The 23115-nt window shown below is 43.8% G+C and carries 19 protein-coding genes; 8 read left to right on the top strand and 11 right to left on the bottom strand.

Going from position 1 to position 23115, the window contains the following annotated elements:
* Positions 1–282: 282 nt before the first annotated feature.
* From tgt to HMPREF9999_RS07445, 4 genes are read right to left on the bottom strand one after another with little or no spacing between them, the layout of a single operon-like run.
* Positions 283–1461 (bottom strand): tRNA guanosine(34) transglycosylase Tgt, encoded by a 1179-nt coding sequence (gene tgt / locus HMPREF9999_RS07460; RefSeq protein ID WP_009752099.1) that lies wholly within the window; start codon positions 1459–1461, stop codon positions 283–285.
* The gene (gene lon, locus HMPREF9999_RS07455) at positions 1442–3937 is read right to left on the bottom strand and encodes an endopeptidase La (protein ID WP_009752098.1); all 2496 of its coding nucleotides are present in this window, start codon (positions 3935–3937) and stop codon (positions 1442–1444) included. Before lon ends, tgt begins: the two co-directional genes overlap by 20 nt.
* A 54-nt stretch (positions 3938–3991) precedes the next feature.
* Positions 3992–6463 carry an ATP-dependent helicase gene (locus tag HMPREF9999_RS07450; RefSeq protein WP_009752097.1) on the bottom strand — a complete coding sequence of 824 codons (2472 nt, stop codon included), beginning with the start codon at positions 6461–6463 and terminating at the stop codon, positions 3992–3994.
* Positions 6456–6887 carry a hypothetical protein gene (locus HMPREF9999_RS07445; protein ID WP_157049633.1) on the bottom strand — a complete coding sequence of 144 codons (432 nt, stop codon included), beginning with the start codon at positions 6885–6887 and terminating at the stop codon, positions 6456–6458. Before HMPREF9999_RS07445 ends, HMPREF9999_RS07450 begins: the two co-directional genes overlap by 8 nt.
* 729 nt (positions 6888–7616) lie before the next feature.
* Here HMPREF9999_RS07445 and HMPREF9999_RS07440 point away from each other — a divergent pair.
* Complete coding sequence (locus tag HMPREF9999_RS07440) at positions 7617–8102, top strand: cytidine deaminase (RefSeq protein ID WP_009752094.1); 486 nt, start codon at positions 7617–7619, stop codon at positions 8100–8102.
* Positions 8103–8355: 253 nt separating this feature from the next.
* On the opposite strand, the gene HMPREF9999_RS07435 is transcribed toward HMPREF9999_RS07440, so the two are convergent.
* The 7 genes from HMPREF9999_RS07435 to rpmB all read right to left on the bottom strand — a co-directional run bounded on the left by HMPREF9999_RS07435 (position 8356) and on the right by rpmB (position 13462).
* The gene (locus tag HMPREF9999_RS07435; RefSeq protein WP_009752093.1) at positions 8356–9933 is read right to left on the bottom strand and encodes an HU family DNA-binding protein; all 1578 of its coding nucleotides are present in this window, start codon (positions 9931–9933) and stop codon (positions 8356–8358) included.
* Positions 9934–9939: 6 nt separating this feature from the next.
* A complete protein-coding gene (locus HMPREF9999_RS07430; protein WP_262480954.1) occupies positions 9940–10230 on the bottom strand; it encodes an HU family DNA-binding protein in 291 nt (96 codons plus the stop codon).
* A gap of 21 nt (positions 10231–10251) precedes the next feature.
* Positions 10252–11565, bottom strand: coding sequence for a 30S ribosomal protein S12 methylthiotransferase RimO (gene rimO / locus HMPREF9999_RS07425; protein ID WP_044063267.1), 1314 nt, complete (start codon positions 11563–11565; stop codon positions 10252–10254).
* A 57-nt stretch (positions 11566–11622) separates the two neighbouring features.
* Positions 11623–12594: a signal recognition particle-docking protein FtsY gene (ftsY, locus tag HMPREF9999_RS07420; protein ID WP_009752090.1), complete on the bottom strand. Its 972-nt coding sequence runs from the start codon at positions 12592–12594 to the stop codon at positions 11623–11625.
* 211 nt (positions 12595–12805) lie between these two features.
* Positions 12806–12964 (bottom strand): DUF4295 domain-containing protein, encoded by a 159-nt coding sequence (locus HMPREF9999_RS10320; RefSeq protein ID WP_009752089.1) that lies wholly within the window; start codon positions 12962–12964, stop codon positions 12806–12808.
* A gap of 35 nt (positions 12965–12999) precedes the next feature.
* Positions 13000–13188, bottom strand: a complete 189-nt coding sequence (rpmG, locus tag HMPREF9999_RS07415; protein ID WP_009752088.1) for a 50S ribosomal protein L33 — start codon at positions 13186–13188, stop codon at positions 13000–13002.
* A gap of 13 nt (positions 13189–13201) precedes the next feature.
* Entirely contained in the window at positions 13202–13462 is a 261-nt protein-coding gene (gene rpmB / locus HMPREF9999_RS07410) for a 50S ribosomal protein L28 (protein ID WP_009752087.1), read from the bottom strand.
* A gap of 655 nt (positions 13463–14117) precedes the next feature.
* Here rpmB and HMPREF9999_RS07405 point away from each other — a divergent pair.
* From HMPREF9999_RS07405 to HMPREF9999_RS07375, 7 genes are all read left to right on the top strand, one after another.
* Positions 14118–16997: an outer membrane beta-barrel protein gene (locus HMPREF9999_RS07405; protein WP_009752085.1), complete on the top strand. Its 2880-nt coding sequence runs from the start codon at positions 14118–14120 to the stop codon at positions 16995–16997.
* Between the two features lie 676 nt (positions 16998–17673).
* Positions 17674–19095 (top strand): 23S rRNA (uracil(1939)-C(5))-methyltransferase RlmD, encoded by a 1422-nt coding sequence (rlmD, locus tag HMPREF9999_RS07400; protein ID WP_009752083.1) that lies wholly within the window; start codon positions 17674–17676, stop codon positions 19093–19095.
* A gap of 131 nt (positions 19096–19226) precedes the next feature.
* The gene (locus HMPREF9999_RS07395; protein ID WP_044063266.1) at positions 19227–19934 is read left to right on the top strand and encodes a hypothetical protein; all 708 of its coding nucleotides are present in this window, start codon (positions 19227–19229) and stop codon (positions 19932–19934) included.
* Between the two features lie 22 nt (positions 19935–19956).
* The gene (locus HMPREF9999_RS07390) at positions 19957–20244 is read left to right on the top strand and encodes a hypothetical protein (protein ID WP_009752081.1); all 288 of its coding nucleotides are present in this window, start codon (positions 19957–19959) and stop codon (positions 20242–20244) included.
* 68 nt (positions 20245–20312) lie between these two features.
* The gene (locus HMPREF9999_RS07385; protein ID WP_044063348.1) at positions 20313–20741 is read left to right on the top strand and encodes an acyl-CoA thioesterase; all 429 of its coding nucleotides are present in this window, start codon (positions 20313–20315) and stop codon (positions 20739–20741) included.
* 56 nt (positions 20742–20797) lie between these two features.
* Positions 20798–21841 (top strand): 3-dehydroquinate synthase, encoded by a 1044-nt coding sequence (aroB, locus tag HMPREF9999_RS07380; protein WP_009752079.1) that lies wholly within the window; start codon positions 20798–20800, stop codon positions 21839–21841.
* Positions 21842–21900: 59 nt separating this feature from the next.
* Entirely contained in the window at positions 21901–22818 is a 918-nt protein-coding gene (locus HMPREF9999_RS07375; protein ID WP_009752078.1) for a DMT family transporter, read from the top strand.
* The last annotated feature ends 297 nt before the right edge of the window (positions 22819–23115 follow it).

Below are 23115 nucleotides of genomic sequence, written 5' to 3'. Positions count from 1 at the left end.
CGCGACACCACAGGCGAAAGAGACTCTTCAGTCTCATCCGTCTGTGATGTCGCCTCGTCTGTAGAGCTTTTTTCTCTATCTCCAGGGGTAGAGAAATTTACTTGTTGACTCGCTTCAAAAGAATTGTCGGAAATGTCTTTCTCTGAGTTTGTTAACTCGTTATTAAACTCATTATGTTTTACTGAGGAATTTGACGTTCCTGTGCTATTCTCTGAGTCTGGAGTCACACCTCGGAAAAGTTCCGCATCGTTATCTTTGAAATCCATGAAGTAGATGTGAGGATTAAAGTCGGTGAGCCAGCTGAGGAAGGATGCTTCGCTTCCATTCAGCAAAATCATTAGCTAAGATATGTTCGCGTGCAACTCTTACTAGTTCAAGGTAGAAAGCAAGATTATGAATGGAAGCTATCTGAAGAGCCAAAAGTTCTTTGCACTTAAACAGATGATGTAGGTAAGCCTTTGTGTAAGCATGGTCACAATGTGCAGTACCCAATGGGTCTACTGGAGAGAAATCCTTGGCCCATTTTGCGTTTCTAAAGTTGATGATACCATTCCACGTGAAAATTTGACCGTTGCGTCCGTTGCGCGTTGGCATCACACAGTCAAACATATCCACACCCCGTTCGATGCCTTCGAGAATGTTCATTGGAGTTCCTACCCCCATGAGATATCGAGGACGGTCGGTTGGAAGAATTTCATTGACGATCTCAATCATCTCGTACATCTTCTCCGCTGGTTCTCCTACTGCAAGTCCCCCAATGGCATAGCCTTCTGCATCACGTTCTGCCATAAATTGGGCACTTTCGCGACGTAATTCTGGGTAAACACAACCTTGAACAATGGGAAAGAGTGCCTGGTGATGGCCATATTTATCCTCCGTTGCAGAAAATCTCTTAATGCACCTGTCAAGCCATCTGTGGGTTAGATCGAGACTTTTGCGAGCATAGCCGAAGTCGGCAGTACCAGGAGGGCATTCATCGAAAGCCATCATAATGTCTGCACCGATGATCCTCTCGATATCCATCACATTTTCAGGAGTAAATAAATGTTTAGAACCATCCACATGGCTACGGAATTCGCAACCATTTTCGCTCAATTTGCGAATACCCGTAAGTGAAAATACTTGGAAACCACCACTGTCCGTGAGCATTGGTTTATGGAATCCGTTGAATTTATGTAAACCTCCAGCAGCTTCTAAAACTTCTAGTCCAGGACGAAGATACAGGTGATATGTATTGCCGAGGATAATCTGAGCTTTAACCTCATCTAGAATTTCATGAGTGTGCAAACCCTTTACAGTGCCGAGTGTACCGACTGGCATAAAAATAGGAGTCTCAATGGTGCCGTGATCAGTCGTGATGCGACCAGCACGCGCGGAACTTCCTGTGTCAGTATGTTGCAATTGAAAGAGTGGTTCGCCTTTGCGCCACGTAGGTCGAAGACTAGGAGTTGTGTTGCTCATTGTCTGAATGCTTTTTCTTGGAAGAAGGAATAACTAAGTCTATAGGGTTGGCTACCTTTTCATCAAGTAGTGCAATTTTCCAGACTTCGCTAACTGTAGAAACGTAGTGGAAAGTTAAACCCTTAACATAGCGTTCCGGGATGTCAAGTACATTTTTTTCGTTGTCTTGAGAAAGAATAATGTCTGTGATGCCAGCTCTCTTGGCGGCAAGTATCTTTTCTTTGATACCGCCCACAGGAAGCACCTTGCCACGGAGAGTGATTTCGCCTGTCATGGCCAGACGTGGGCGAACTTTGCGTTGAGTGAGCGTAGAAGCCAACGAGGTTGCAATAGTGATGCCTGCAGAAGGTCCATCTTTAGGTACAGCTCCTTCAGGGAAATGGAGGTGAATATTCCAGTGTTCAAAAACATGATAATCCACCCCGAGTTCTGAAATATGCGACTTGACATATTCTAACGCCAAGAGTGCACTTTCTTTCATCACATCGCCAAGATTTCCTGTAAGAGCCAAACGAGGATTTTTTGAGCGACTCACACCACTTTCTATGAAGAGCATTTCTCCGCCTACAGAGGTCCAAGCTAAGCCATTAACTACACCAGCATAGTCATTGCCTTGATAGGCATCCCGATTGTAAGGGGGTGTTCCCATAATCTCTTCTACATCCGCCGGTTTCAGCGTTTTACTGGCCATTTCTGCCTGTTGTTTCTCATCGGCAGTTTGATAGTTTAGCACAACTTTCCGAACTAATTTTGCAATCTGCTTTTCCAATTGTCGTACTCCACTTTCACGAGTGTACTTCTCAATGAGAAATTCTGTAGCCGTAGGAGATATTTTAAAGGAGAAAGGCAATTCAAGATGAGCAAGTGCTTGTGGGAAAAGGTGTTTCTTTGCTATTTCTTTCTTTTCTTCCGTGAGATAACCTTCAACATTGATGAGCTCCATACGGTCACGTAAGGGAGCAGGAATGCTACTCAAACTATTAGCTGTAGCGATAAAGAAAACGTGGCTAAGATCGTAGTCGAAATCGAGAAAATTGTCGTGGAATGTATTGTTTTGCTCAGGATCTAAAAGTTCCAATAAGGCAGCCTGTGGGTCACCATGGTGCGTGCGTCCACCCACTTTGTCAATCTCATCAAGCACCAACAAAGGGTTATTGCTCTCTGCTTTAATGATAGTCTTCATTATTCGCCCACACATTGCAGCAATGTAGGTGCGACGGTGACCGCGAATCTCGCTTTCGTCGTGTACGCCTCCGAGAGAAATGCGTTGATATTTGCGCCCAAGACTTTCTGCAATGCTACGGCAAAGGGAAGTTTTACCTACTCCTGGAGGGCCATAAAGGCAAAGAATTGTAGTGGGGTGCTGTTTACTTACCTTCATCACAGCCAAATGCTCCAAGATTCTCTCTTTCACCTTCTCCATACCATAGTGGTCGCGGTCAAGCACTCGCTGAGCGCGTCGCAAATCAAGGTTGTCGGTGGTCCATTTTCCCCAAGGCAGTGCCAAAATCGTGTCAAGATAATTGTACACCACGCTATAGTCTGGCACTGAAGCGTTCATCCGCTCCAGTTTTGTGACTTCTTTCTCGAAGATTCTTTGCACATTGTCTGGTAAGGTCAAGGATTTGGCCTTATCTTTTAACTCTTTAGCATCGTTACCTTCAGCATTGCCCAGTTCTTTTTGGAAGTTCTTAATCTGCTGTTGGAGATAATACTCTTTTTGTTGTTGATCGAGTTCTTCGCGTGTACGTTCGCTGATATTCTGTTTAAGTTGTACAAACTGCAACTCACGTTGCAAAATGCGCAGTAAGGAGAATGTACGACTCATCATGTTGCCATCTTCAAGCAACAACGCCTTTTCTTCAGTATTAAAAGGTAGATTTGTTGCTACAAAGTTGATGAAGAAGATAGGGTTTGAGATATTTTGAACAGCCATAAAGGCTTCCATGCCCAAATTCTCATTGAGTTTGATGTATTGCAGTGTTGCTTCGCGGAAAGTTTCAAAGAGTGCTTTGAATTCCTGATCATTGTCCTCAGGCAACTCTTCTGGAAGGGTGGTAACATGTGTGCGTATGAATGGATTCATACGAGTAGGTTCGGGCGACAGAGTCACGCGACCAAAAGACTGCAAGATGGCAGTGGGGTGGTGGTTGGGAATTTCCACCACGCGTAGCACTTTTGCCAGTGTACCAGTTGGGAATAAATCTCCCATGTTGGGTACATCGATAGCAGCATCAACTTGACATGACACTGCAATGTAAGCATCATCTCCTCGTTGTTCTGCATAGCGTATCAGTTCGAGGGAACTTTCACGGCCTACCGCCACAGAAGCTACCACTCCTGGGAAGAGTACCATATTTCGTAAGGGAAGTACTGGAAGTGTACCTTCCACATTTACGTTGAGGAGGTCGTTGATATTGCCCTCAAAGTCAGCAATCACGGAGAAGGAGCCTTGAGGTGTATTTTCTTTACTCATGTAGGGTGTTCAATATTGTTGCAAAATTACTCATTATATTGGTTTGGCCAAAGGCTAATCTAGCACTTTGAAGCGAGCAAACTTGAGTAATAGTTTTTTTCGTCCCACGGCTAGAAACTCCACTTCGGCTTTGGCATTCTCTCCTGTCCCTTCAATGGACAAGATAGTCCCTTTGCCAAAACGCTCATGTTCGATATGACTGCCTTGAGATAGTGTATTAATAGCTGCATTAACTGCTGCGGTAGTCGGTTTCTTCTGAGCAGCTTTCAAGGGTTTGAGTGTGGGAGACAGAGAGGTGGTGATGGGGGATTTAGAAAGTCCCATCATTGAAGAGGTATTTGTATCTTGGGGCGTGAAGTCATGCTGTTCTTGTTTAGCAGTAGGCTTAGTGCGGATGCTGCTATTTGATCTTCTGGCTCTAAAAGATGAGGTGAGTGTACTTTCTTCATCCAAATCTTCACCCAGTAAAGCTCTTCGAAGTGCACTTGGGATGTGGCTTTCACCACCCAGATTCAAAACTTCTTCTTGTACGTATCGCTGACTAATTTCAGCTATAAATGGACTTGGATCTGAAATCTCAAATTGACCGTAGCGGAATCGGCTTTGAGCGTAAGATAAGAAGCAAAAGCGTTTCGCACGGGTCACAGCTACGTAGAAAAGCCGTCGTTCTTCCTCCATTTCTCTAGGAAAGAAGCGTGCTTGGGGCCCAGGGAACAGAGCATCTTCGAGACCTGTCACGAACACAGCCCCAAATTCTAGTCCTTTAGCTGAGTGTATGGTCATTAGGGTAACCTTAGGGGTGCCATCGTCTTGCTGATCTGCATCTGTTTGTAAGGCACTTTGCTGCAGGAAATCATTTAACAAAACGGTCGGTTGCCCTGTCTCCTCCAAAGTATCTCGTTCGAATGAACGAATGGCCCCCAAGAGTTCTTCCACATTCTCACGTTTACTTTGTCCTTCTGGGCCATCTTCCTTTTGAAGATCGGCTTTAATACCAGAATAGTCTATGAGAGTTGTAGCAAAATCAAAGGCACCGATATTCGTGACGCGCGAGCGAAAATCGAGAATCATATTGCAAAATCCTTCGAGTTTACTGAGCACACCTTTGTTTAAGTTCACCCCATAGAGTGCAGGTTGCTCCGCTACAGCCCAAAGACTAACATTTTGCTCACGAGATGCTGTAAAAATCTTTTGTAAAGTTGTATTTCCGATGCCGCGCGCTGGATAATTTACAATGCGTTTAAAGGCTTCTTCATCGTTGAGGTTGGTGACCAAACGGAAATAGGCAATGATATCCTTGATTTCTTTGCGTTGATAAAACGACAATCCTCCATAAATGCGATAAGGGATGTTGCGTTCACGTAGCGCATCCTCAAATGAGCGACTCTGGGCATTGGTCCGATAGAGAATCGCCATCTCATTGAGAGGGACATCTTCACTGCGACGAAGACGAGAGATGTGTCCTACTACTTTTGCCGCTTCCTCTTTATCAGAAGCTGAAGGCATCAAAAGAATCTTTTCTCCTATTTCATTTTCACTAAAGACAGTCTTTTCTATCTGTTCCTTATTATGGCGAATGATGCTATTGGCCGCATCAACAATGTTTTGAGTGGAACGATAATTACGCTCCAATTTTACTGTCACAGCTTCAGGGTATTGACGATGAAACTGCAAGATATTATCGATGTTGGCTCCTCTAAAGGAGTAAATACTTTGGGCATCATCACCTACCACGCAGATATTGTGATTGTCTTTAGTAAGTAAGCTTACGATGGCATGTTGTGCATAGTTTGTGTCCTGATACTCGTCTACCAAAATGTACCGAAAACGTTGCGCATATCTTTTTCGTACTTCTTCTACTTTATCGAAGAGAAGAAACGTGTAGAGCAATAAATCATCAAAATCCATGGCTCTTGCTGTGCGACAGCGGCGAAAATACTCCGTGTAGATGCTGTGTAAATCAGGCATGTTGTCGCGAGCATCTCGACTGGTGAAGTAAGGATCTGCTGCGTATTCTTGAGGCAACATCAACCTGTTTTTTGCATCAGAGATGCGTCCTTGTACCTTCGAAGGTTTGTATGTCTTATCATCCAGTTTGAGCTCTTTGACTATTGACTTAATGAGCGAACGTGAATCGGCAGAGTCGTAGATAGTGAAATTGCTATCAAAACCTATATTTGAGCTTTCAGCTCTCAATATGCGTGCAAAAATGCTGTGAAATGTACCGCTCCAAAGTCCTCGTGCTCTTCCGGGCCCAACAATGCTGCTGATGCGTTCATTCATCTCTTTGGCAGCTTTGTTAGTGAAAGTTAGGGCAAGAACTTCCCATGGAGCGTAGCCACGCTCAAGGAGATACGCTATTTTGTAGGTGAGCACACGTGTCTTGCCAGAACCAGCTCCAGCGATTACTAAGAGTGGTCGCTCGCATTCGCAAACTGCAGCCCATTGACTCTCGTTAAGCTCCGATTGCCAAAAGCTGTCGGGCCGAGGAGCATGCACATCCGTGGGGGAGTGGAAATCAGTCATGGTTCTTGCGTTGGTCTTTGTCGTGTTGGAGTTTGCGATGGTAGAACTTTGCTTGTTGACAAAGTTCATCAAAGTGAGCTTGCGTTTGAGCATTCACACTACCTCTACGCTGCATATCATCTTGCACTAAGCTGTCTGCTACACGAAGACGGTCGGCTGTCGAGGCTATCTCAATACTATCCATGAGCAGAATGCCATTTTCTCTGCCGTTGAGTGCTAGTGGGCAAGTGCTCCTCAAAGAGCGAAGATACTTTTTGGCATCATTGTATCGTTTTTGATAGAGTGCTGTTCTTGCCTTTGCCAAGATAGTCACAGCTTTGGCCTCATCTTTTTGGCGTGCCTCAGATTGTTGAGGAGTGGAAGATTGGCAAGCTGACAAGACGACCATTAACAGGAGTAGAGTATGTCGGAAAATGTGAGGCATAATTAGGGGATATGGATGTGCTAAATTACGAATTTTCTTGCAGATGAGCAACTACTTACTCTATGAATGCTAGTTATCATGAGATTTAGCAGACAGAGATAGGGAGAAAAGTAGTTGTTTGAAGCATTGAAGAGTAAAAATACGCTGATGTTTTAAGAAAACTATACAGAAAAAGAGCTTGATTTTAACGTGCAGAATAGAGTTCAGAAAGACCAGCACGGTATTTTCTATTTCTAAGGGGCTTAATTTTAGTGTTATTCTACGCTCGATAGCAGTAAAATAGTGGTTTTTGGGTGGAGTTCTTAGAATACAATGCTTAAAAACATTGAGATTTATGACATAATCTTCGTAGATTGTCTTGATTTTTTCCTAGAAGAAATAGAAAGTCTCAGAGCTATGCAGTTTTTTCTCCGAGATAAATGGTTAGATACCCATATTAATGTAATAATGAAAGTCACATGAAGAGAAACTATCATAATACGACGATAGGAGAGAGTCTAGTTTGCGGAAAACTTCTACAATTTCTTTGTCTCAGATTTAACAGTTTACTCTCGATTGCGTCTGAGTTGGTATTAGTAAGATTCTTTCTCTCTATTCTAGTATACGATGCTGTAAATTCAGATGTGTGTGTTTCGGAGATTAATACTGTAAAAAGATGAGTTCTATCGTGGTAATTTTAGAGATTATCCTTATATTTGCATAGAAGTATCACGTTTATTCATCTGTATCATGCCTAAAGCTCAACATATCCTTCCTTATACTGTCTATCCCAAAGGTGAAGGTTTATCAATAGAAGATTGTGATTTGGTGACTCAAGCTAAGGCTGCCACTCAAACAAGTTACTCACCATATTCTCATTTTTGTGTGGGGGCTGCTCTTCGCTTAGAGAACGGTGTCGTCGTTTGTGGTAGCAATCAAGAGAATGCTGCATATCCTGCTGGATCTTGTGCAGAGCGTACGGCCATGTTTTATGCTAATGCTCAATATCCTGATGTAGCTCCAGTGTGTATTGCCATTGCTGCGAGAAGAGCTGATGAGGTTAATTTTTTGGAGCAACCTATTAGTCCCTGTGGCATCTGCCGACAAGTTCTTATCGAAACGGAAACTCGCTATAAAGTGCCTATTCGTGTTTTGCTTTACGGTGAGAATGCGGTTTACGAGCTCGATGGAATAAGTTATCTTCTACCTTTTCAATTTGATTCCTCTGCACTATAACTAGAAAAGATAGTAAACTAATTAAGTTGCCTTCAATCACCTTTCTGTAATTGATTGTTACTATTGTTCGTGAACGAGCTGTGAAATCATGTGCTGTTTGAGGCAGGGGCGCCTGTTAGAAACGAATTCTTAGTAACAACAAGAATACCCCCGTCTAACTTACCGCGATGTCGTGGTCGTTAGATGGGGGTATTGGAGAAATATAGCAATAATGAGAGAGCTTTCCTGTCAAGAATTCCCGGATTGCCTTTATTTATTGAAGCAATTGTGGTATTTTGAGTTTCTGGCCAACTTTAATTACATCAGGATGTTCAATGTGATTATGTAGAATAATGTAGTTGGCGTAGTTCGGATTCCCATAATAATGCTTAGCTAAGCGTGGAAGACTTTCGCCTGCTTTTACTACGTGGGTAGAATATGTGCCAACAATCATAGATTTTCCATGTGGAAGTTGTTGCCACTCTCTTGCTTTAGAAAGGAGCCTTCCTTTATCTTGAGCTGTCAGTTGCTGACTTTTCACAATAATGCGTTGTACCTCTGGTGACACTTCTTTCTGAGGTGTTGCTATACTTTCTTTTGCTTTGGGTGTTTGTTGCGTGGTAGTGGTCGTTAGCCCTGCCTTAGTCGCTGTATCTTTTGAAGAGTTGGCGGGTATTGTTTTGCTATCATTAGTGGCTCTTTGCGCGTCTGATTTTGTCGTCGTGTGTTCCAGAGATGACGTTTCTAGAGATGTATTTGGACTAACGAGGGGAAGATCGTGTATAGATGGGTGCCCTTGGGGGCAGTTGGGACAAAGCCAATGATAGTAGCCTGCGAAATATGCTAAAACAACCAACAAAGTTACAAAAGCTAAAAGAAGCACGTTGAAGGGAGTGCGATGGTGGCGTACTTTGGAGTCTATGTTTTCAGTTTTGACACGGATTTCGCCTTGAATATTAGTGACGTGGGGAACTACTTCGTCCGACGAGGGGGGGAGTGTTTGAGTAGTTGTTGGTCTATGAGTTAGATTAACCTCTCCTTCTTTTGTTTCATTTTGCTCAGAAGAATACTCTGGAGACTCTTCAATAATGACTATTTCTTGTTCCTCTTCAAGCGAATCTGTTGATTCTGCAAATGATGCATCTGGGTTGAAATCTTTCAAAGTTTCGTTTTCCTCTGATGTTTCGTTGTTTTTCTCTGAAGCAATCGAAAGGGCTTGAGAGCCAAGGTCTATAGCTTTTGTAGAATTGAGAACTGTTTTTTCCTGGAGATTCAAAGATTCTGTGTCATCTTTTCTTGAATCCTCTGCTGGAACCTCAAGAGCCGCATCTGCATCTATTCGACTTGGGCGATTATCTTTGGCTATTTCTTGTTCGTTGATAGTTTGAAATTGAGTTTCTTCAAGGGCAGTCTCGTTGCTATCAGAAATCTTATTGATAAAATCTGGTGAAGATGAATATTCCATATCGATTTCATCAGAAATATCATTTTCGGTTGAAGGAACAGCATCAAGCTCATCCTCTGGAGTTTCGTCATAGAGTGTGGTAGTCGTCAGCAACGCAAAAGGACGATTCACTAAATCGCGTAGCGTGTTGTCTGGTGTAAAAGTAATCTTGGTGTGTTTTCCAATTTGAAAACGCTCACCAGTGTGAATGTTCACACTCTCTCTCTCATTTACTACCACGAGTTTTGTGGTGCCAAAGTCACTTACCTTCACAAGTCTATCCTTAATAAGGGCTTCTTCAGTAAGCTCAAAAAAGGCGCGCACAAATTCCAAGGCTTCTTCTTTAGTGATGCCTTGTTGTTGTGCGAGTAGAGCTGCGAAATCTTGAGGTTGAAATTTCTTTTCCATGATAGACTACGCGTTTACTTTATCCTTTAGAGTTTGACTAGGCTTAAAAGCTATGACAAGTTTTGGGGGAACGAGTTGGCGTTGTTTGGTAGTAGGGTGTACAATAATGCGTTCTTTCTTCTTTTTTACCTCATAAGTGCCAAAGCCTTGTATGTTGAGCGAGGCTCCTTCGTCTAGCATGTTAGCCATGGTGTCTACCAGGGCTTCGACATGCTGTTTTACAGTTTTAGAATTTTGCTGCAAACGAGTTGCCAATGCATTGATAAACTCTTTGTTATTCATTGTTCTGGTACTTATAAGATGTGAAAGAAAGGTGCGTTATACAATCTCTGCGTATAGGTCAAATTCCTCAGCAGCTGTAATACGGGCTTCGTAGAATTGGCCAACTTCAAGTTGATAATCAGAGGTGGAGACAAGAACTTCACAGTCTACTTCTGGAGAATCAAATTCTGTGCGGCCTATATAGTAGTCTTCTTCTACTCTGTCAATGATTATGCGGAAGATTTTGCCTACTTTCTCAGCTGAAAGCTCAGCTGCAATTTGTTCTTGTAGTTGCATGAGACGATCCAAGCGATCTTGCTTCACTTCAGATGGGACATCATCTTCATAATGCTCGCCTGCATATGTGCCTTCTTCCTCACTATAGGCAAATGCACCCATTCGATCAAAACGAGCAAGGCGAACAAATTCCATGAGTTCTTCGAAGTCTTCTTCTGTTTCTCCAGGGAAACCAACCATAAGAGTGGTGCGAATGGTGATGCCTGGTACTTCTTCGCGAAACTTAGTCAGCAAATCTATGGTTTCCTGCTTAGTAATGTGACGACGCATGCGAGTGAGCATGTGGTCAGAAATGTGCTGAAGCGCGATGTCTAGATAACTACATACGTTCTTATACTCACGAATCACGCGAAGTAATTCCATTGGGAATTTTGTTGGATAAGCGTAATGTAATCGAATCCACTCGACACCAGGGGTTTGGGCTATACGTTCTATTAGTTCAGGAAGACACTGACGGCCATAGCGGTCAACACCATAGAAGGTTAGTTCTTGAGCGATAATCTGGAACTCATGTACACCTATTTTTACTAATTCCTCTACTTCGCTAACAATATCTTCTATGGAACGACTCTGGTGTTTGCCCGTAATAAGAGGAATTGCACAGTAAGCACAGGTGCGATTGCAGCCTTCTGATATTTTAAGATAGGCGTAGTGCTTGGGAGTTGTAAGCACACGGGCATTAAGAGCATTACAAGCTACAGCTGCAAGACTATCGGTTGTAGTGAGATCTTTAATGATGTCTTTCCAGTCAAACTTACCATAGAATTTGTCTACTTCTGGGATTTCTGCTTTAAGTTCCTCACGATATCGTTCAGAGAGACATCCCATGACGTAGACCTCTTTTAGCTGCCCAGCTGCTTTATGTTCCACCAGGCTAAGGATTTGATTGATACTTTCCTCCTTAGCATCACCTATAAATCCACAGGTGTTAATCACTGCAATGTCCCCATGCAGTACCTCAGGATTATGGTGAAAGTCGCAGCCTATTGCTGCAAATTGGCGGAGGAGGTTCTCTGAATCTACAAGGTTCTTAGAACATCCCATAGTGATTACGTCAATGGTATGCTTCATTATGTCTGTCTATGTCGTTGTGTTAGAGGAGAGTAGGGAACTATCGTACCCGAAAGTTTGTTATTTCTCGTTGGAGAAAAGGGAGTCTACAAATTCTCGGGCATTGAAGGGTTGTAGATCTGTCATCTTTTCACCTAAGCCAATGTACTTAACGGGAACTTGCATCTGATGGGATATGCCGATGACCACGCCACCTTTGGCAGTACCATCGAGTTTTGTTATGGCGAGTGCTGTCACCTCTGTGGCTTTTACAAACTGTTTAGCTTGTTCAAAAGCATTTTGCCCAGTGCTTCCATCGAGAACCAACAATACTTCTTGGGGAGCATTCGCATCAATCTTTTGCATCACCTTCTTGATCTTGGTGAGCTCATTCATCAAACCAATCTTGTTGTGCAAACGACCTGCTGTGTCGATGATTACAACGTCAGCACCAATGGATTTGGCATGCGCCAAGGTGTCGTAAGCCACAGAAGCTGGATCAGCGCCCATCTTCTGTTTTACAACGGGTACATCTGTTCGTTCTCCCCATATGCTCAGTTGTTCCACTGCAGCAGCTCGGAAGGTGTCGGCTGCACCAAGCACCACCTTTTTGCCTTCTTCCTTGAATTGGTAAGCTAATTTGGCAATAGTTGTGGTTTTTCCCACACCATTTACACCCACCACTAGGATAACGTAGGGGCTGTCTGATGATGGTATCTCAAATCCTTGGTTTTCTTCACTAACATCGTTGCCATCTGTAGCAAGGAGTTGAGTGATTTCCTCTTTGAGAATTAGATTGAGTTCGCTTGTACTTACATACTTGTCGCGTGCCACACGCTCTTCAATGCGATGAATGATGTCCAGAGTTGTATCGACACCTACGTCACTAGTGATGAGGATGTCCTCAAGATTGTCGAGTACATCATCATCTACTTTTGATTTGCCCGCAACAGCATGGGCTATCTTTGTGAATACACTGGTCTTAGTATTCTGAAGACCATTATCAAGTGTCTCCTTTTTTTCTTTTTTTGAGAAGAAGCTGAAAAATCCCATAAGTATAGAGTTTATGCAAAAGTACGACAAATTCTTGAAATAAAAGGTGTTGGTAGCTTGAAAGTTGCATGTTTACTTGGTATTAAAACAGTGCTATTCCGCATGTATATACAAGGGGCTGGGCTATACAAAAGAAGCTCTCGCAAAATATTGCGAGAGCTATGTAGTATTATTCTAGTTTTATAAACCTAGAAGGGAATCTGTCAATAGATTAGTTCTTAAAGAATGCATCTACATCCTCGTTGCGAACCATTTGCTCATTAAAGAAGTAAGCGCCAGTCTTAGGGCTCTTTTCCATCTTAATGACTTTTGTGTACGAACGTCCATCTGTTTTACCAGCTTGGAACGAAGCGACGGTCTTTTTTGCCATAGTTAATTATGTGCGAGAGAGGGTGATTACTTGGATTATTTGATTTCCTTGTGAACCGTCATGCGCTTGAGGATGGGGTTGTACTTCTTCAACTCCAAACGCTCGGGGGTATTCTTACGATTCTTAGTAGTGATATAGCGGCTTGTTCCGGGCAGACCGCTTTCCTTATGTTCGGTGCATTCGAGGATTACCTGAACGCGATTACCTTTAGCTTTCTTTGCCATGATGTGATATGGATTAGCCGATTACTTTAATATCTTTCCAGTTGAGGTAGCCCTTTTGAGCTGCACTCTCGAGTGCTTGGTCGAGACCAACCTTATTGATGAAGCGGAGACCAGCTGCGGAAATCTTGAGCTGAATCCAGCAATCTTGCTCTACATAGTAGAACTTCTTGGTGAACAAGTTTGCGTCGAATGTACGCTTGGTGCGACGCTTCGAGTGCGAAACGTTGTTGCCCACCATGGCTTTCTTACCGGTAATTTGACAAATCTTAGACATTGCTATCTGTAATTTTCTGTTGCTGTTGTAGTAGTTATTCCCAATCGAGTTGCAAATTTACGACTTTCTTCTAAGACTTCCAAACGTTTAAGTCATATTTTTCGTTCATTGCGGTGATTTTCTGCTATCTGAGGTGCCTAATAATGTATTTTCTTATGTCTTAGATTGCAGTTCTGTGTGTTTTTGCTGGCTTTCGATTCAGTTCTTGATTCCTGGGCTAACAAGAATATATATATTGTTGATAGATGAGCATAGGTCATAGATATGGCTAGACAAGGAAAGAGTTGATCTTACTATGCTCGCATGCAAAAGATTCTTTTGCACCTTTGATTGTTGTTCCTTATTGATGTTCTGTGCATTATCTTTTGGATAATAATGTTTTTCGTTTGTTAGTCACTAGCGAAGTTTCGTGACAAGCAATGTTTTGATGATGATTATGACTCAGATAGGAAAAGGATATATTCGAGTATCATCGGGTTAGAGATAAAAAACAACTCAAATATTTGTTTGTTTCTCTTGGAGTTGTTAAATTTGTGCTGCTTAGTATGAACGCTTTTCTGCATCTTTGTTTCAAGTACTTGGATGAGTCGCTTCATGGGTAGGCTTACATTTAGTGCATAATACTCTGTTAGTCTAAATCCTCTCTTCTTATATCATGAATCTCCGTCGTTTATTTTTCGGATTATTTCTATTTTCCTTGTTATCTGTTCATGCTCAATCGCAGCGCGATAGTATTGAAGTCTATGGCAAAGTCATGGACAGTTTCACGCACGAAATGCTTAAAGGCGTAAAAGTCGAAGTGCTACGTCCCGATAGTTCCCTTGTTTCGCAACACAACACTGATAAGAACTATTCATACGGTCGTTACTCCTACAATTTCGGGGACGAGTTTCGAGGACTATTTCTGTTGCGTGCCGATTATATCTTTCGTTTCTCGAAGGAAGGCTACGTCACACAGTATGCCAATCTCTACAAACGCGACTTGGGACGCAGAGAACGGCGCAGATCAGTGGGAGAAATCCTACTGAAGAAGATTGGTAAGCGTCGCGATGTCGAACTGGGTGCAGCAGAAGTGCGTGCTTCCAAAATTCGCATGGTTGTGAAAGGAGATACCCTCATTTACAATGCCGACGCCTTTCAGTTGGCAGAGGGCTCGATGCTCGATGGACTCATCAAGTTGCTCCCTGGCTTTCAACTGCGCGATGGACAAATCACCGTTAATGGTCAATACGTGAGCAGTCTTTTGGTCAATGGCGAAGATTTCTTTCGCGGAGACCCTCGCGTGGCATTGGAGAATTTGCCCGCCTACATGGTGAACAAGGTGAAGGTTTATCGCAAGAAACACGCTTGGAGCTTTATCACCAAAGGCAAAGACGAGCGCAAAGAAGACCTGCCCCTTGTGGTGGACGTCAATCTGAAACGCGAGTATTCCATCGGATGGGTGGGCAATGTTGGAGCCGGATATGGCACAGCCAACCGATATCTTGGACGCGCCTTTGGACTTCGTTTCACCGACCACTCGCGCCTAGCCCTATATGGCAATGCCAACAACACCAACGACACGCGCGAACCGGGCACTTCCGGCAACTGGAACGCCAACGGTTCGGCTTCCGGACGCACCGAGATGCAAACTGCCGGCTTTGAATTCCTCGTCAAAGGCGATAAGGACCAATGGAAATACGTGGGCCACGCCAAAATCTACCATCAAAACACTTTCAACCAAAGCATCACAGCCACTGAAACCTTTCAACCCACATTGCCCAATAGTACATTCCATCGTACACGTCGCGAAGCAGAGGGTAGTCACTTCAAGGTGCAGACAGAGCAAGCCTATGAAAGAAAGAGAGATGAAGGATTCTTCAATGTCTTTGGAGCATTGTATTATCAACATCACCGCAGTGACGTCTTGCACCAAGGAGCGGAATTTTCAGCCGATCCGAAAGATACCTATCGCGCTGCGTCACTAGACAGTTTGTTTCAGACATCTAGTGAACGATTGGCGAAATTATTGGTGAACCGCCAGCAGAATCAAGAGAGGAGTCGCGAGCATGCGTGGTCGGGGAAGGTGAATGCAAACTATTTTTCAAAAGTAGCCCACACTCCCGATTACTTTCAAATCGAAGTCAATGCCGATTTCGAGCACAAAACCGGCACCACCTTCTCCGACTACCGCTTGCGCTACGGCCAATCGGCGCAAAGCCTTCGGCCGAACGAGCATCAGTTGCGTTATGTCGATGTGCCGACAACGAAAATTCACGCCAAATTCCGAACGGAATACGTTTATCGCCCCGAATGGGGAAGCATCACCCCCTTTCTGGAGGTCAGCGCAGCGCATCTCAAAGACAACCGCAATTTCTATCGCCTCGACCGATTAGGCGCAAGCACGCCGGAGTTCGGCGCACTGCCTTCCACCACAGCAGCCTTATTGCAAACATTGGATACCCCGAACTCCTACGACAGCCGTCACAACTCCCTGAACGGCACACTCGGTGCGCGCTGCACAATTTGGTTGGGTGGGAAGTTGCCCAACCAGCATATAACTTTTACCCCCACAGTCAACGGAAGCATCGAGCGCCTGACCTACCGCCGAGACGCCTTGCACGCTTATCCTCGACGCAACCAATTGTTCTTCCTCCCCACCCTCTCTTGGGGATTCGACAATTGCCATATCACCTACCGCATGCATGCTGCCTATCCCGAGCTGTTCAATCTGCTTGACTATACCGACAACGCCGATCCGCTGAATCACTATTGCGGCAACCCTCATCTTCAGCGCAGCACCTCGCACAAGGTGACTTTCTCGAGAAGCTGGTGGAAATGGAAAGAGGGCAAGAAGTTTTTCATCGACGCCGCTTGGGACGTCACACGCAATGCCATTGCGCACGGACAAACTTACGATGCTGCCACTGGTGTGCGCACTTTTTCTCCGAGAAATGTAGACGGAAACTGGCATGCTGCGGCTAGAATGTTTTGGGAACGGCCTTTTGACAAGGACAGACAGACGCTCTTTACCAGCGAGACGAAGGCAGACTTCCGCAACAGTGTGGACTTTGTGACGGAACGAAGCACGGTACAAAACTTTGCGGTGCAGCAAAACCTCCGTTTTAATGCCAAAATTAAACGCGTGATTCTAGACGGAAGCATCGGAGCACGCTATTGGCATGCTACATCGGAGCGCAAGAACTTCCAAACTATTAATAGTTTTGATGTAACCTACGGACTAAATGCTCAGATTTCTCTTCCTGCAGGCTTCGCGTTTAATACAGACTGCAAGCTCTATCAACGTGAGGGGTATAGCGATGCAAGTATGAACGACCTGCGCTTTGTGGCGAATGCTCGTTTAGAAAAGACCTTCCTTCGCGGTCGTTTAGGCGTTGCTTTGGATGGTTACGACATCTTCGGTGGGCTCAGCAACGTGACGAAGGTGATTAACGCGCAAGGCATCGTAGAAACCTGGTACAACTCGCTGCCATCTTATGCTATGCTCCAAATTTCTTACAAACTTAGCAAGCCACCCAAGAAGAAAAATCAATAATTGCACGATAATGGTCTAAAGATTGAGTTGAGCTCATCATGATAGTCCGCATCCTCATCCTCTTGTTGGTGGGTCTCTCTTTAGCACGAGGAGTATTTTAGCAAAGTATTTCTAGAAAAACAGCGTTTTAATTGCGTTAGTCTGAGATAACTTTCCCTCTTTGTTGATTTGTTTCAGGTATGGTGTCTGAAGATGGACTGGGGTTTAGCGGTAAATTGCAGGTAAGTCCATGATTATTTGGGTTTTCTCCTAAGTTCGTGAGAAAATGTCCGAGAAAAATCCAAAAAACTCCCACGTTTTTGGGAGAATCTCCGATGTTTTTGAATTCTTCTTTGACGTTTCTGAAGAAAAAGTCCTACGTTTCTGACTTTGACTCCTAGTTTTGAGTATAAAAGGTTGCGGATGATGTAAAAATAGCTCGAACTTTCTGCTGCTGATAGTGGAAAGTTCGAGCTAAATAATTCTAGAACGCTTTGGGGAGTTGTCTTAGTTTTTCGCGTTTGAATAAGTCGTGCAGTGGCAAAATAGTCCTAAGATTCTCTAGGATTATCCGAGGGGGGAGCACCCCTCTAGGAATGGTTTGCTTTGAAAACAATTGTTTTCCCCTCGTGAAGCCTTTTCGCTTTGGTCAGACCGAGAAAAAAGTGTACCTTTGCAGCTAAATCAAAAATCATTTATGGCTCGTAAAAAGAAACCGCTCCCACTCCTCGAAAAAGTTCTCATCACAGATGTTGCAGCAGAAGGCAAAGCCCTCGTGAAAGTCGATGGTCTTGCTATCTTCGTTCCCTATGTCGTACCCGGTGATGTGGTAGATCTTCAGCTTCGTCGCAAGAAACACAGCTACGCGGAGGCTGAGGCGGTGAAAATCCACGAATATAGTCAGCAACGCACGGCAGCTTTTTGTCCTCACTATGGAGTTTGCGGCGGTTGTAAATGGCAAATCTTGCCCTATGAAGAGCAACTGCGTTACAAGCAAAAGCAAGTGATGGATAACCTCACGCGTATTGGCAAGGTGGAACTCCCAGAGTGCATGCCTATCTTAGGTTCAAAGCGTACGAAAGAGTATAGAAACAAACTTGAGTTTGGCTTTTCCAACAAGAAGTGGCTCACACTTGAGCAGGTGAAAAGCGGAGAAAAGTTTGATCAGATGAATGCAGTGGGTTTCCATATCCCAGGTGCATTCGATAAAATCCTAGATATTGATGAATGTCACTTGATGACCGATATCAATAATCAGATTCGCAACCAGCTCCGTACTTTTGCCATTGAGCAAAACTTAGAGTTTTACGATCTTCGCAACAATCGCGGTTTGCTTCGCAATATTATGTTGCGCACTGCCTCCACAGGAGAAATCATGCTTCTCGTTCAGTTCTGCATTACCACCGATAAAGAGCGCGAGGATGCGCTGAAGGTGATGGGCTTCTTGCACGAGACTTTCCCACAAATCTCTTCGTTGCTCTATGTAAACAACACCAAATGCAACGATACGATTGGAGATTTGGACGTTATCACCTATAGCGGCACAGATTTTATCTATGAAGAGATGGAAGGTCTCCGTTTCAAGGTCGGTCCAAAGAGCTTTTATCAAACCAATTCTGAGCAAGCCTACGAACTTTATAAGGTGACGCGTGAATTTGCTGGGCTCACAGGCAATGAATTAGTGTATGACCTTTATACAGGTACTGGCACAATCGCCAACTTCGTAGCCAAGCAAGCGCGCTTTGTCGTGGGCATCGAATATGTGCCTGAGGCTATTGAAGATGCAAAAGTCAATGCTGAGCTCAATGGACTTGCAGACAAAACGCTGTTTTATGCTGGAGACATGAAGGATATTCTCACTGATGATTTCATTGCACAGCATGGTCGTCCTGAAGTTATCATCACAGACCCTCCACGCGCTGGTATGCACGCTGATGTGGTCAACGTGATATTGAACGCATCTCCCCAACGCATTGTTTATGTGTCTTGCAATCCTGCCACACAAGCCCGCGATCTCCAATTGCTTGATGAGAAGTATCGTGTGGTAAAAGTGCAGCCTGTGGACATGTTCCCACAAACGCACCACGTAGAGAATGTGGTGCAGCTCGAACTTCGCTAGCCATCATGCTCTTCACTAGGGTGGTTGGGTGGCGCACTTCCTTGTAAAGAAATTAGAACCAATGGATGGTGTCCTCAAAAGACGATTTTCCCCCAGTTCTTTTCATCATTCTGAAGGAAATCCTCGTTATTATGCCCGCCCTCTCTCATACTGTTCAGTTGCGACAACGCATTTCTGCATTCATCGAACAGCGGAATGCAGAAGGACTTTGTGCGACGTTGTCAGCACTGCGCAACGCTGATTTTCGCACAGCAAGCCAGTATCTTGGACAGATGGAGGTGTGGCGCGTACTTTCAGAAGAAGAATTTTGGGGGTTCTTCCGTGTTTTGGCGGTGGATAATGCCAAAGCTTATGTGGGTACGCTGATAAAGGTGGTGGTCGCTTTGAATAAACGTCAGAAACTAGCTTTTGATAGTTCCGATTTTCGTAGTTTTGCACAAGAAGAAGCCACAGCAATTGACAGGCGTAAGATGTTAGAGGCCTTTCTTCCCTTGATGGAGGATCCTGTTGGGGTAGAAAGGCTGATGGCTACGTTGTTTCGAGAAGAGGACACCGAGCATGTTCGTGTGATGTCCTTTTTTCGAGTAGGAACACCAGCTTGTTATTTTCTTCTATTTAGAGCACTTAAACAGATGGATGCTGATTTATCTTATCTACGTCGCATCGCTGTGGAGTTAATTCGCAAAGGAGACAAGACTTCCTTCAATTTAGCTGCAATACTTCAGCGATATTTTGACTTAGGAACGCTGCCTGGTACGTTTTCTCTGCAGATGCCTCCTTACGAATTGTCGCGTTTAGATCAAAGTTACGATAACTTTCTCAAGATTCTTTTGCGATAATCCTTTTCTTATCGTCCATTGTATGAACTTTACTACGTCTTATCAAGAAGAATTTGTGCAAGCACTACTCGATTATGTCGGTGCTGCACTGCGCAATTCGGCAGTTGATCCTGATTATTGTCAAGAGGCGGTACAAATTTTAGATGCGCGCAACCATCTCTTTAGGAGTGTGGGCAGTCATCGCACGGACGAAGAGCAAGGCATTTATGCTTTGCGCGATTTGTGCGTGCTCGATGATGAACGCATGTGTCTAGTGCCCGATGCCGGACGTTGCCGTTCTGTAGCACGAGATTTCGGGATGAATCGCTAAACATTATCTCAATTCCGACCAATTGTCACAGAGAGCCTATGGCTCCTGCTATACTTCTCTTCAAATTTATGTCTGAAACTTTCCATCATCGCACACCGATTCAGATCCGCTTCAACGATCTAGATGCGTATCAGCACGTCAACAACAACGTGTACTTCTCGTTTTACGACCTCGGTAAGGAGAATTATTTTTCGGAAGTGCTATGTCCTGACTTTCGCACCCAACCAGTGGTGCCGCTTATCGCTAGTATTCATGCCGATTTCATAGAGCCCATCTTTTATGAGGATGAAATTGTGATGGAAACTCGCATCAGTCATCTTGGCAACAAGAGTTTTACGCTACGCCAACGCGCCATCAACCAAAAAACTGGTAGAGTGGTGTGTCAAGCTGAGACGGTGATGGTATGTTATAGCTTAGCTGAGCAACACTCTACTGAGATTCCTGCTCATTATCGTGCAGCTATTGAAGCCTACGAAGCCAAGGGAAGCCTTGAATAGATAGAGTTAAAGCTTACGGTCAAAGATTTTATTGCTGGTTTATAATACATCTATCCATGCAGACTATTGTATATGCACAATCTATGCTTGAAGATTTGCGCCATGCGCTCGCGCAAATTCCGAAGCCTGATGCTGTTGTTTGGCTTTTTGATGTCAACACTCATCGTCTCTGTGCACCACTTTTAGAAGAATTATCACCTAATTCTTCTAGAATCATAATCACTGCAGGGGATGTTCACAAAGATTTGGCTACACTTTCTGACGTTTGGAGAGGGTTACAGAGAGCTTCTGCTACTCGTCACAGCCTAATGATAAACGTCGGTGGGGGAATGCTCACTGACCTAGGTGGTTTTGCTGCTGCTACTTATAAAAGAGGTATTCGTTTTATCAATGTTCCTACAACGCTTTTGGCGATGGTGGATGCTGCAGTAGGTGGAAAAACAGGAGTAAACTTTGGAGGGCTGAAGAATGAAATCGGAGCTTTTAAAGAGGCAGAGATAGTTTTTGTATGCACAGAACTTCTGCGCACACTTGATATGCCGAACCTCTTATCTGGTTATGCTGAGATGTTGAAACATAGTCTGCTCTGCAATCGTGAAATGTGGTCTCGCCATTTGCAATTTTCCCTTGACAATCCTGATTTTGTGGCTCTGCAAGACATGGTGCGTGAGAACATAGCGTTCAAGCAGTCTGTGGTGGCGCAAGATCCGCAAGAGAAAGGACTGAGAAAGTCTCTCAATCTAGGCCATACTATTGGTCATGCCTTAGAGAGTGTGTTACTTCACAAAGAAACCCCAGTACTTCACGGCTATGCAGTGGCATGGGGGGTAGTTGGGGAGCTCTATTTAAGTGTACTGCTCAAAGATTTTCCTTTAGATATACTAAGGATGACTACTCAATTTGTGGTAGAACACTATGGTCGCCCTAATATTTCTTGCAAAGATTACAATGCTTTGCTCGACCACATGCGACATGACAAAAAAAATATCGGTAAACAGATAAACTTTACATTACTTTCTGATATAGGGCAGCTTAATTTAGATGAAACTGCTACAGATGATTTTATTAAAGAATCCCTAGATTTTATTCGAGAAGGGTAGGATAAGTCTCTTTTCTTAGATAATATAGTGCATAGTATTTATAGTTTCTTCCATTATTCATGAGCACATCTACTAAGAAGTTGTCGAGTCAAGGTTTGATTCTTGGTTTAGCTGCAGCTGTTTGTTACGGATTTATACCTCTCTTTACAAAGGAATTACAGCATCCTTCAGAAGGTCTAGCACTTTCGTCTGCGACTATACTCTTCTATCGCTTTGGCATTGCTTCTATTGTCATAGCTGGCATTATGCTTTTCCAACGGATTTCCTTTCGTATCACGTTTCCAGAGTTCTTACGATTGACGTTGCTAGCCTTTCTTAGTGATGGTGCTGCGCTCTTTTTAATTGCTGGCTATAGTTACATGCCGAGTGGAGTGGCAACAACCCTACATTTCATGTATCCAGTGTTTACCGCACTTACAATGATGCTGTTTTTTCATGAGCCACGTCGCATGTCCACTGTGTTAGCTATCACGATGGCTGTCGCTGGTCTTTTTGTGTTGTCTTGGACTGGACAAGGAGAGGTTGCACTATTAGGAGTGGTGTTGGAAATAATATCAGCACTTTGTTTTGCTCTCTATCTTATTCGAGTAAATCGTTCGAAAATCTCTAATATGCCGCCAACTAAACTCACGTTCTATGTGATGATGTTGGGTGCTCTTATCTTTGCGGCGACAATAATTTATGAACGTAGTGAGATCGAAATGGCTACGCACTTCGCAGTGCTCCCATCGACTCGTGGATGGCTCAATCTTATTGCGTTGTCTTTAGTTTGTACCGTCATTACCAACTTGGCTTTGGTGCATGCTATTAAGATGATTGGCCCCACGATCACTGCAGTTCTAGGAGTTTTGGAGCCAGTCACTGCCATTCTACTCGGTATTGTCTTTATGGGCGAATCTCTGACTTCACCCATTGTGTTAGGCATTATGCTCATCATTTCTGCAGTGCTCATCATTGTATTGCGAAAACACAAGTAGTTTCTTCGAGGCATCGTAGCCTCTTCTTTGTAGAGAAAGCAGAAGTGTCAGATAATCTCTAGCGCAACTCATTATATCTAGTGATATTCTCAACTCTTTTCTGCTAAATCTCCCCCTGTTTATCGTAAAATCTCCTATGTTTTCGGCAGAAATGGCTAGTTTTAGCCGTTTCTGCCCTTTCTTTTTTAACGATTTCTCTTACAAATTAGGTGCAGAATCGCTAGATATAGTGATTTTCAGAGTAATGAGAAGTCCGTATCTTTGCACCATCTAAAACCATGTCCCTTGTGATTGCTC

Origin of the sequence: Alloprevotella sp. oral taxon 473 str. F0040 (assembly GCF_000318095.2) — a bacterium.
Taxonomy (GTDB): Bacteria; Bacteroidota; Bacteroidia; order Bacteroidales; family Bacteroidaceae; genus Alloprevotella.
The sequence above is the reverse complement of the archived record's forward strand: the minus strand, read 5'-3'. Positions and strand labels throughout refer to the sequence as shown.

Coding starts and splice junctions, on each gene's coding strand:
- tgt (WP_009752099.1), bottom strand. CDS start 1,461: ATGAGCAACACAACTCCTAGTCTTCGACCTACGTGGCGCAAAGGCGAA.
- lon (WP_009752098.1), bottom strand. CDS start 3,937: ATGAGTAAAGAAAATACACCTCAAGGCTCCTTCTCCGTGATTGCTGAC.
- HMPREF9999_RS07450 (WP_009752097.1), bottom strand. CDS start 6,463: ATGACTGATTTCCACTCCCCCACGGATGTGCATGCTCCTCGGCCCGAC.
- HMPREF9999_RS07445 (WP_157049633.1), bottom strand. CDS start 6,887: ATGCCTCACATTTTCCGACATACTCTACTCCTGTTAATGGTCGTCTTG.
- HMPREF9999_RS07440 (WP_009752094.1), top strand. CDS start 7,617: ATGCCTAAAGCTCAACATATCCTTCCTTATACTGTCTATCCCAAAGGT.
- HMPREF9999_RS07435 (WP_009752093.1), bottom strand. CDS start 9,933: ATGGAAAAGAAATTTCAACCTCAAGATTTCGCAGCTCTACTCGCACAA.
- ftsY (WP_009752090.1), bottom strand. CDS start 12,594: ATGGGATTTTTCAGCTTCTTCTCAAAAAAAGAAAAAAAGGAGACACTT.
- HMPREF9999_RS10320 (WP_009752089.1), bottom strand. CDS start 12,964: ATGGCAAAAAAGACCGTCGCTTCGTTCCAAGCTGGTAAAACAGATGGA.
- rpmG (WP_009752088.1), bottom strand. CDS start 13,188: ATGGCAAAGAAAGCTAAAGGTAATCGCGTTCAGGTAATCCTCGAATGC.
- rpmB (WP_009752087.1), bottom strand. CDS start 13,462: ATGTCTAAGATTTGTCAAATTACCGGTAAGAAAGCCATGGTGGGCAAC.
- HMPREF9999_RS07405 (WP_009752085.1), top strand. CDS start 14,118: ATGAATCTCCGTCGTTTATTTTTCGGATTATTTCTATTTTCCTTGTTA.
- rlmD (WP_009752083.1), top strand. CDS start 17,674: ATGGCTCGTAAAAAGAAACCGCTCCCACTCCTCGAAAAAGTTCTCATC.
- HMPREF9999_RS07395 (WP_044063266.1), top strand. CDS start 19,227: ATGCCCGCCCTCTCTCATACTGTTCAGTTGCGACAACGCATTTCTGCA.
- HMPREF9999_RS07390 (WP_009752081.1), top strand. CDS start 19,957: ATGAACTTTACTACGTCTTATCAAGAAGAATTTGTGCAAGCACTACTC.
- HMPREF9999_RS07385 (WP_044063348.1), top strand. CDS start 20,313: ATGTCTGAAACTTTCCATCATCGCACACCGATTCAGATCCGCTTCAAC.
- aroB (WP_009752079.1), top strand. CDS start 20,798: ATGCAGACTATTGTATATGCACAATCTATGCTTGAAGATTTGCGCCAT.
- HMPREF9999_RS07375 (WP_009752078.1), top strand. CDS start 21,901: ATGAGCACATCTACTAAGAAGTTGTCGAGTCAAGGTTTGATTCTTGGT.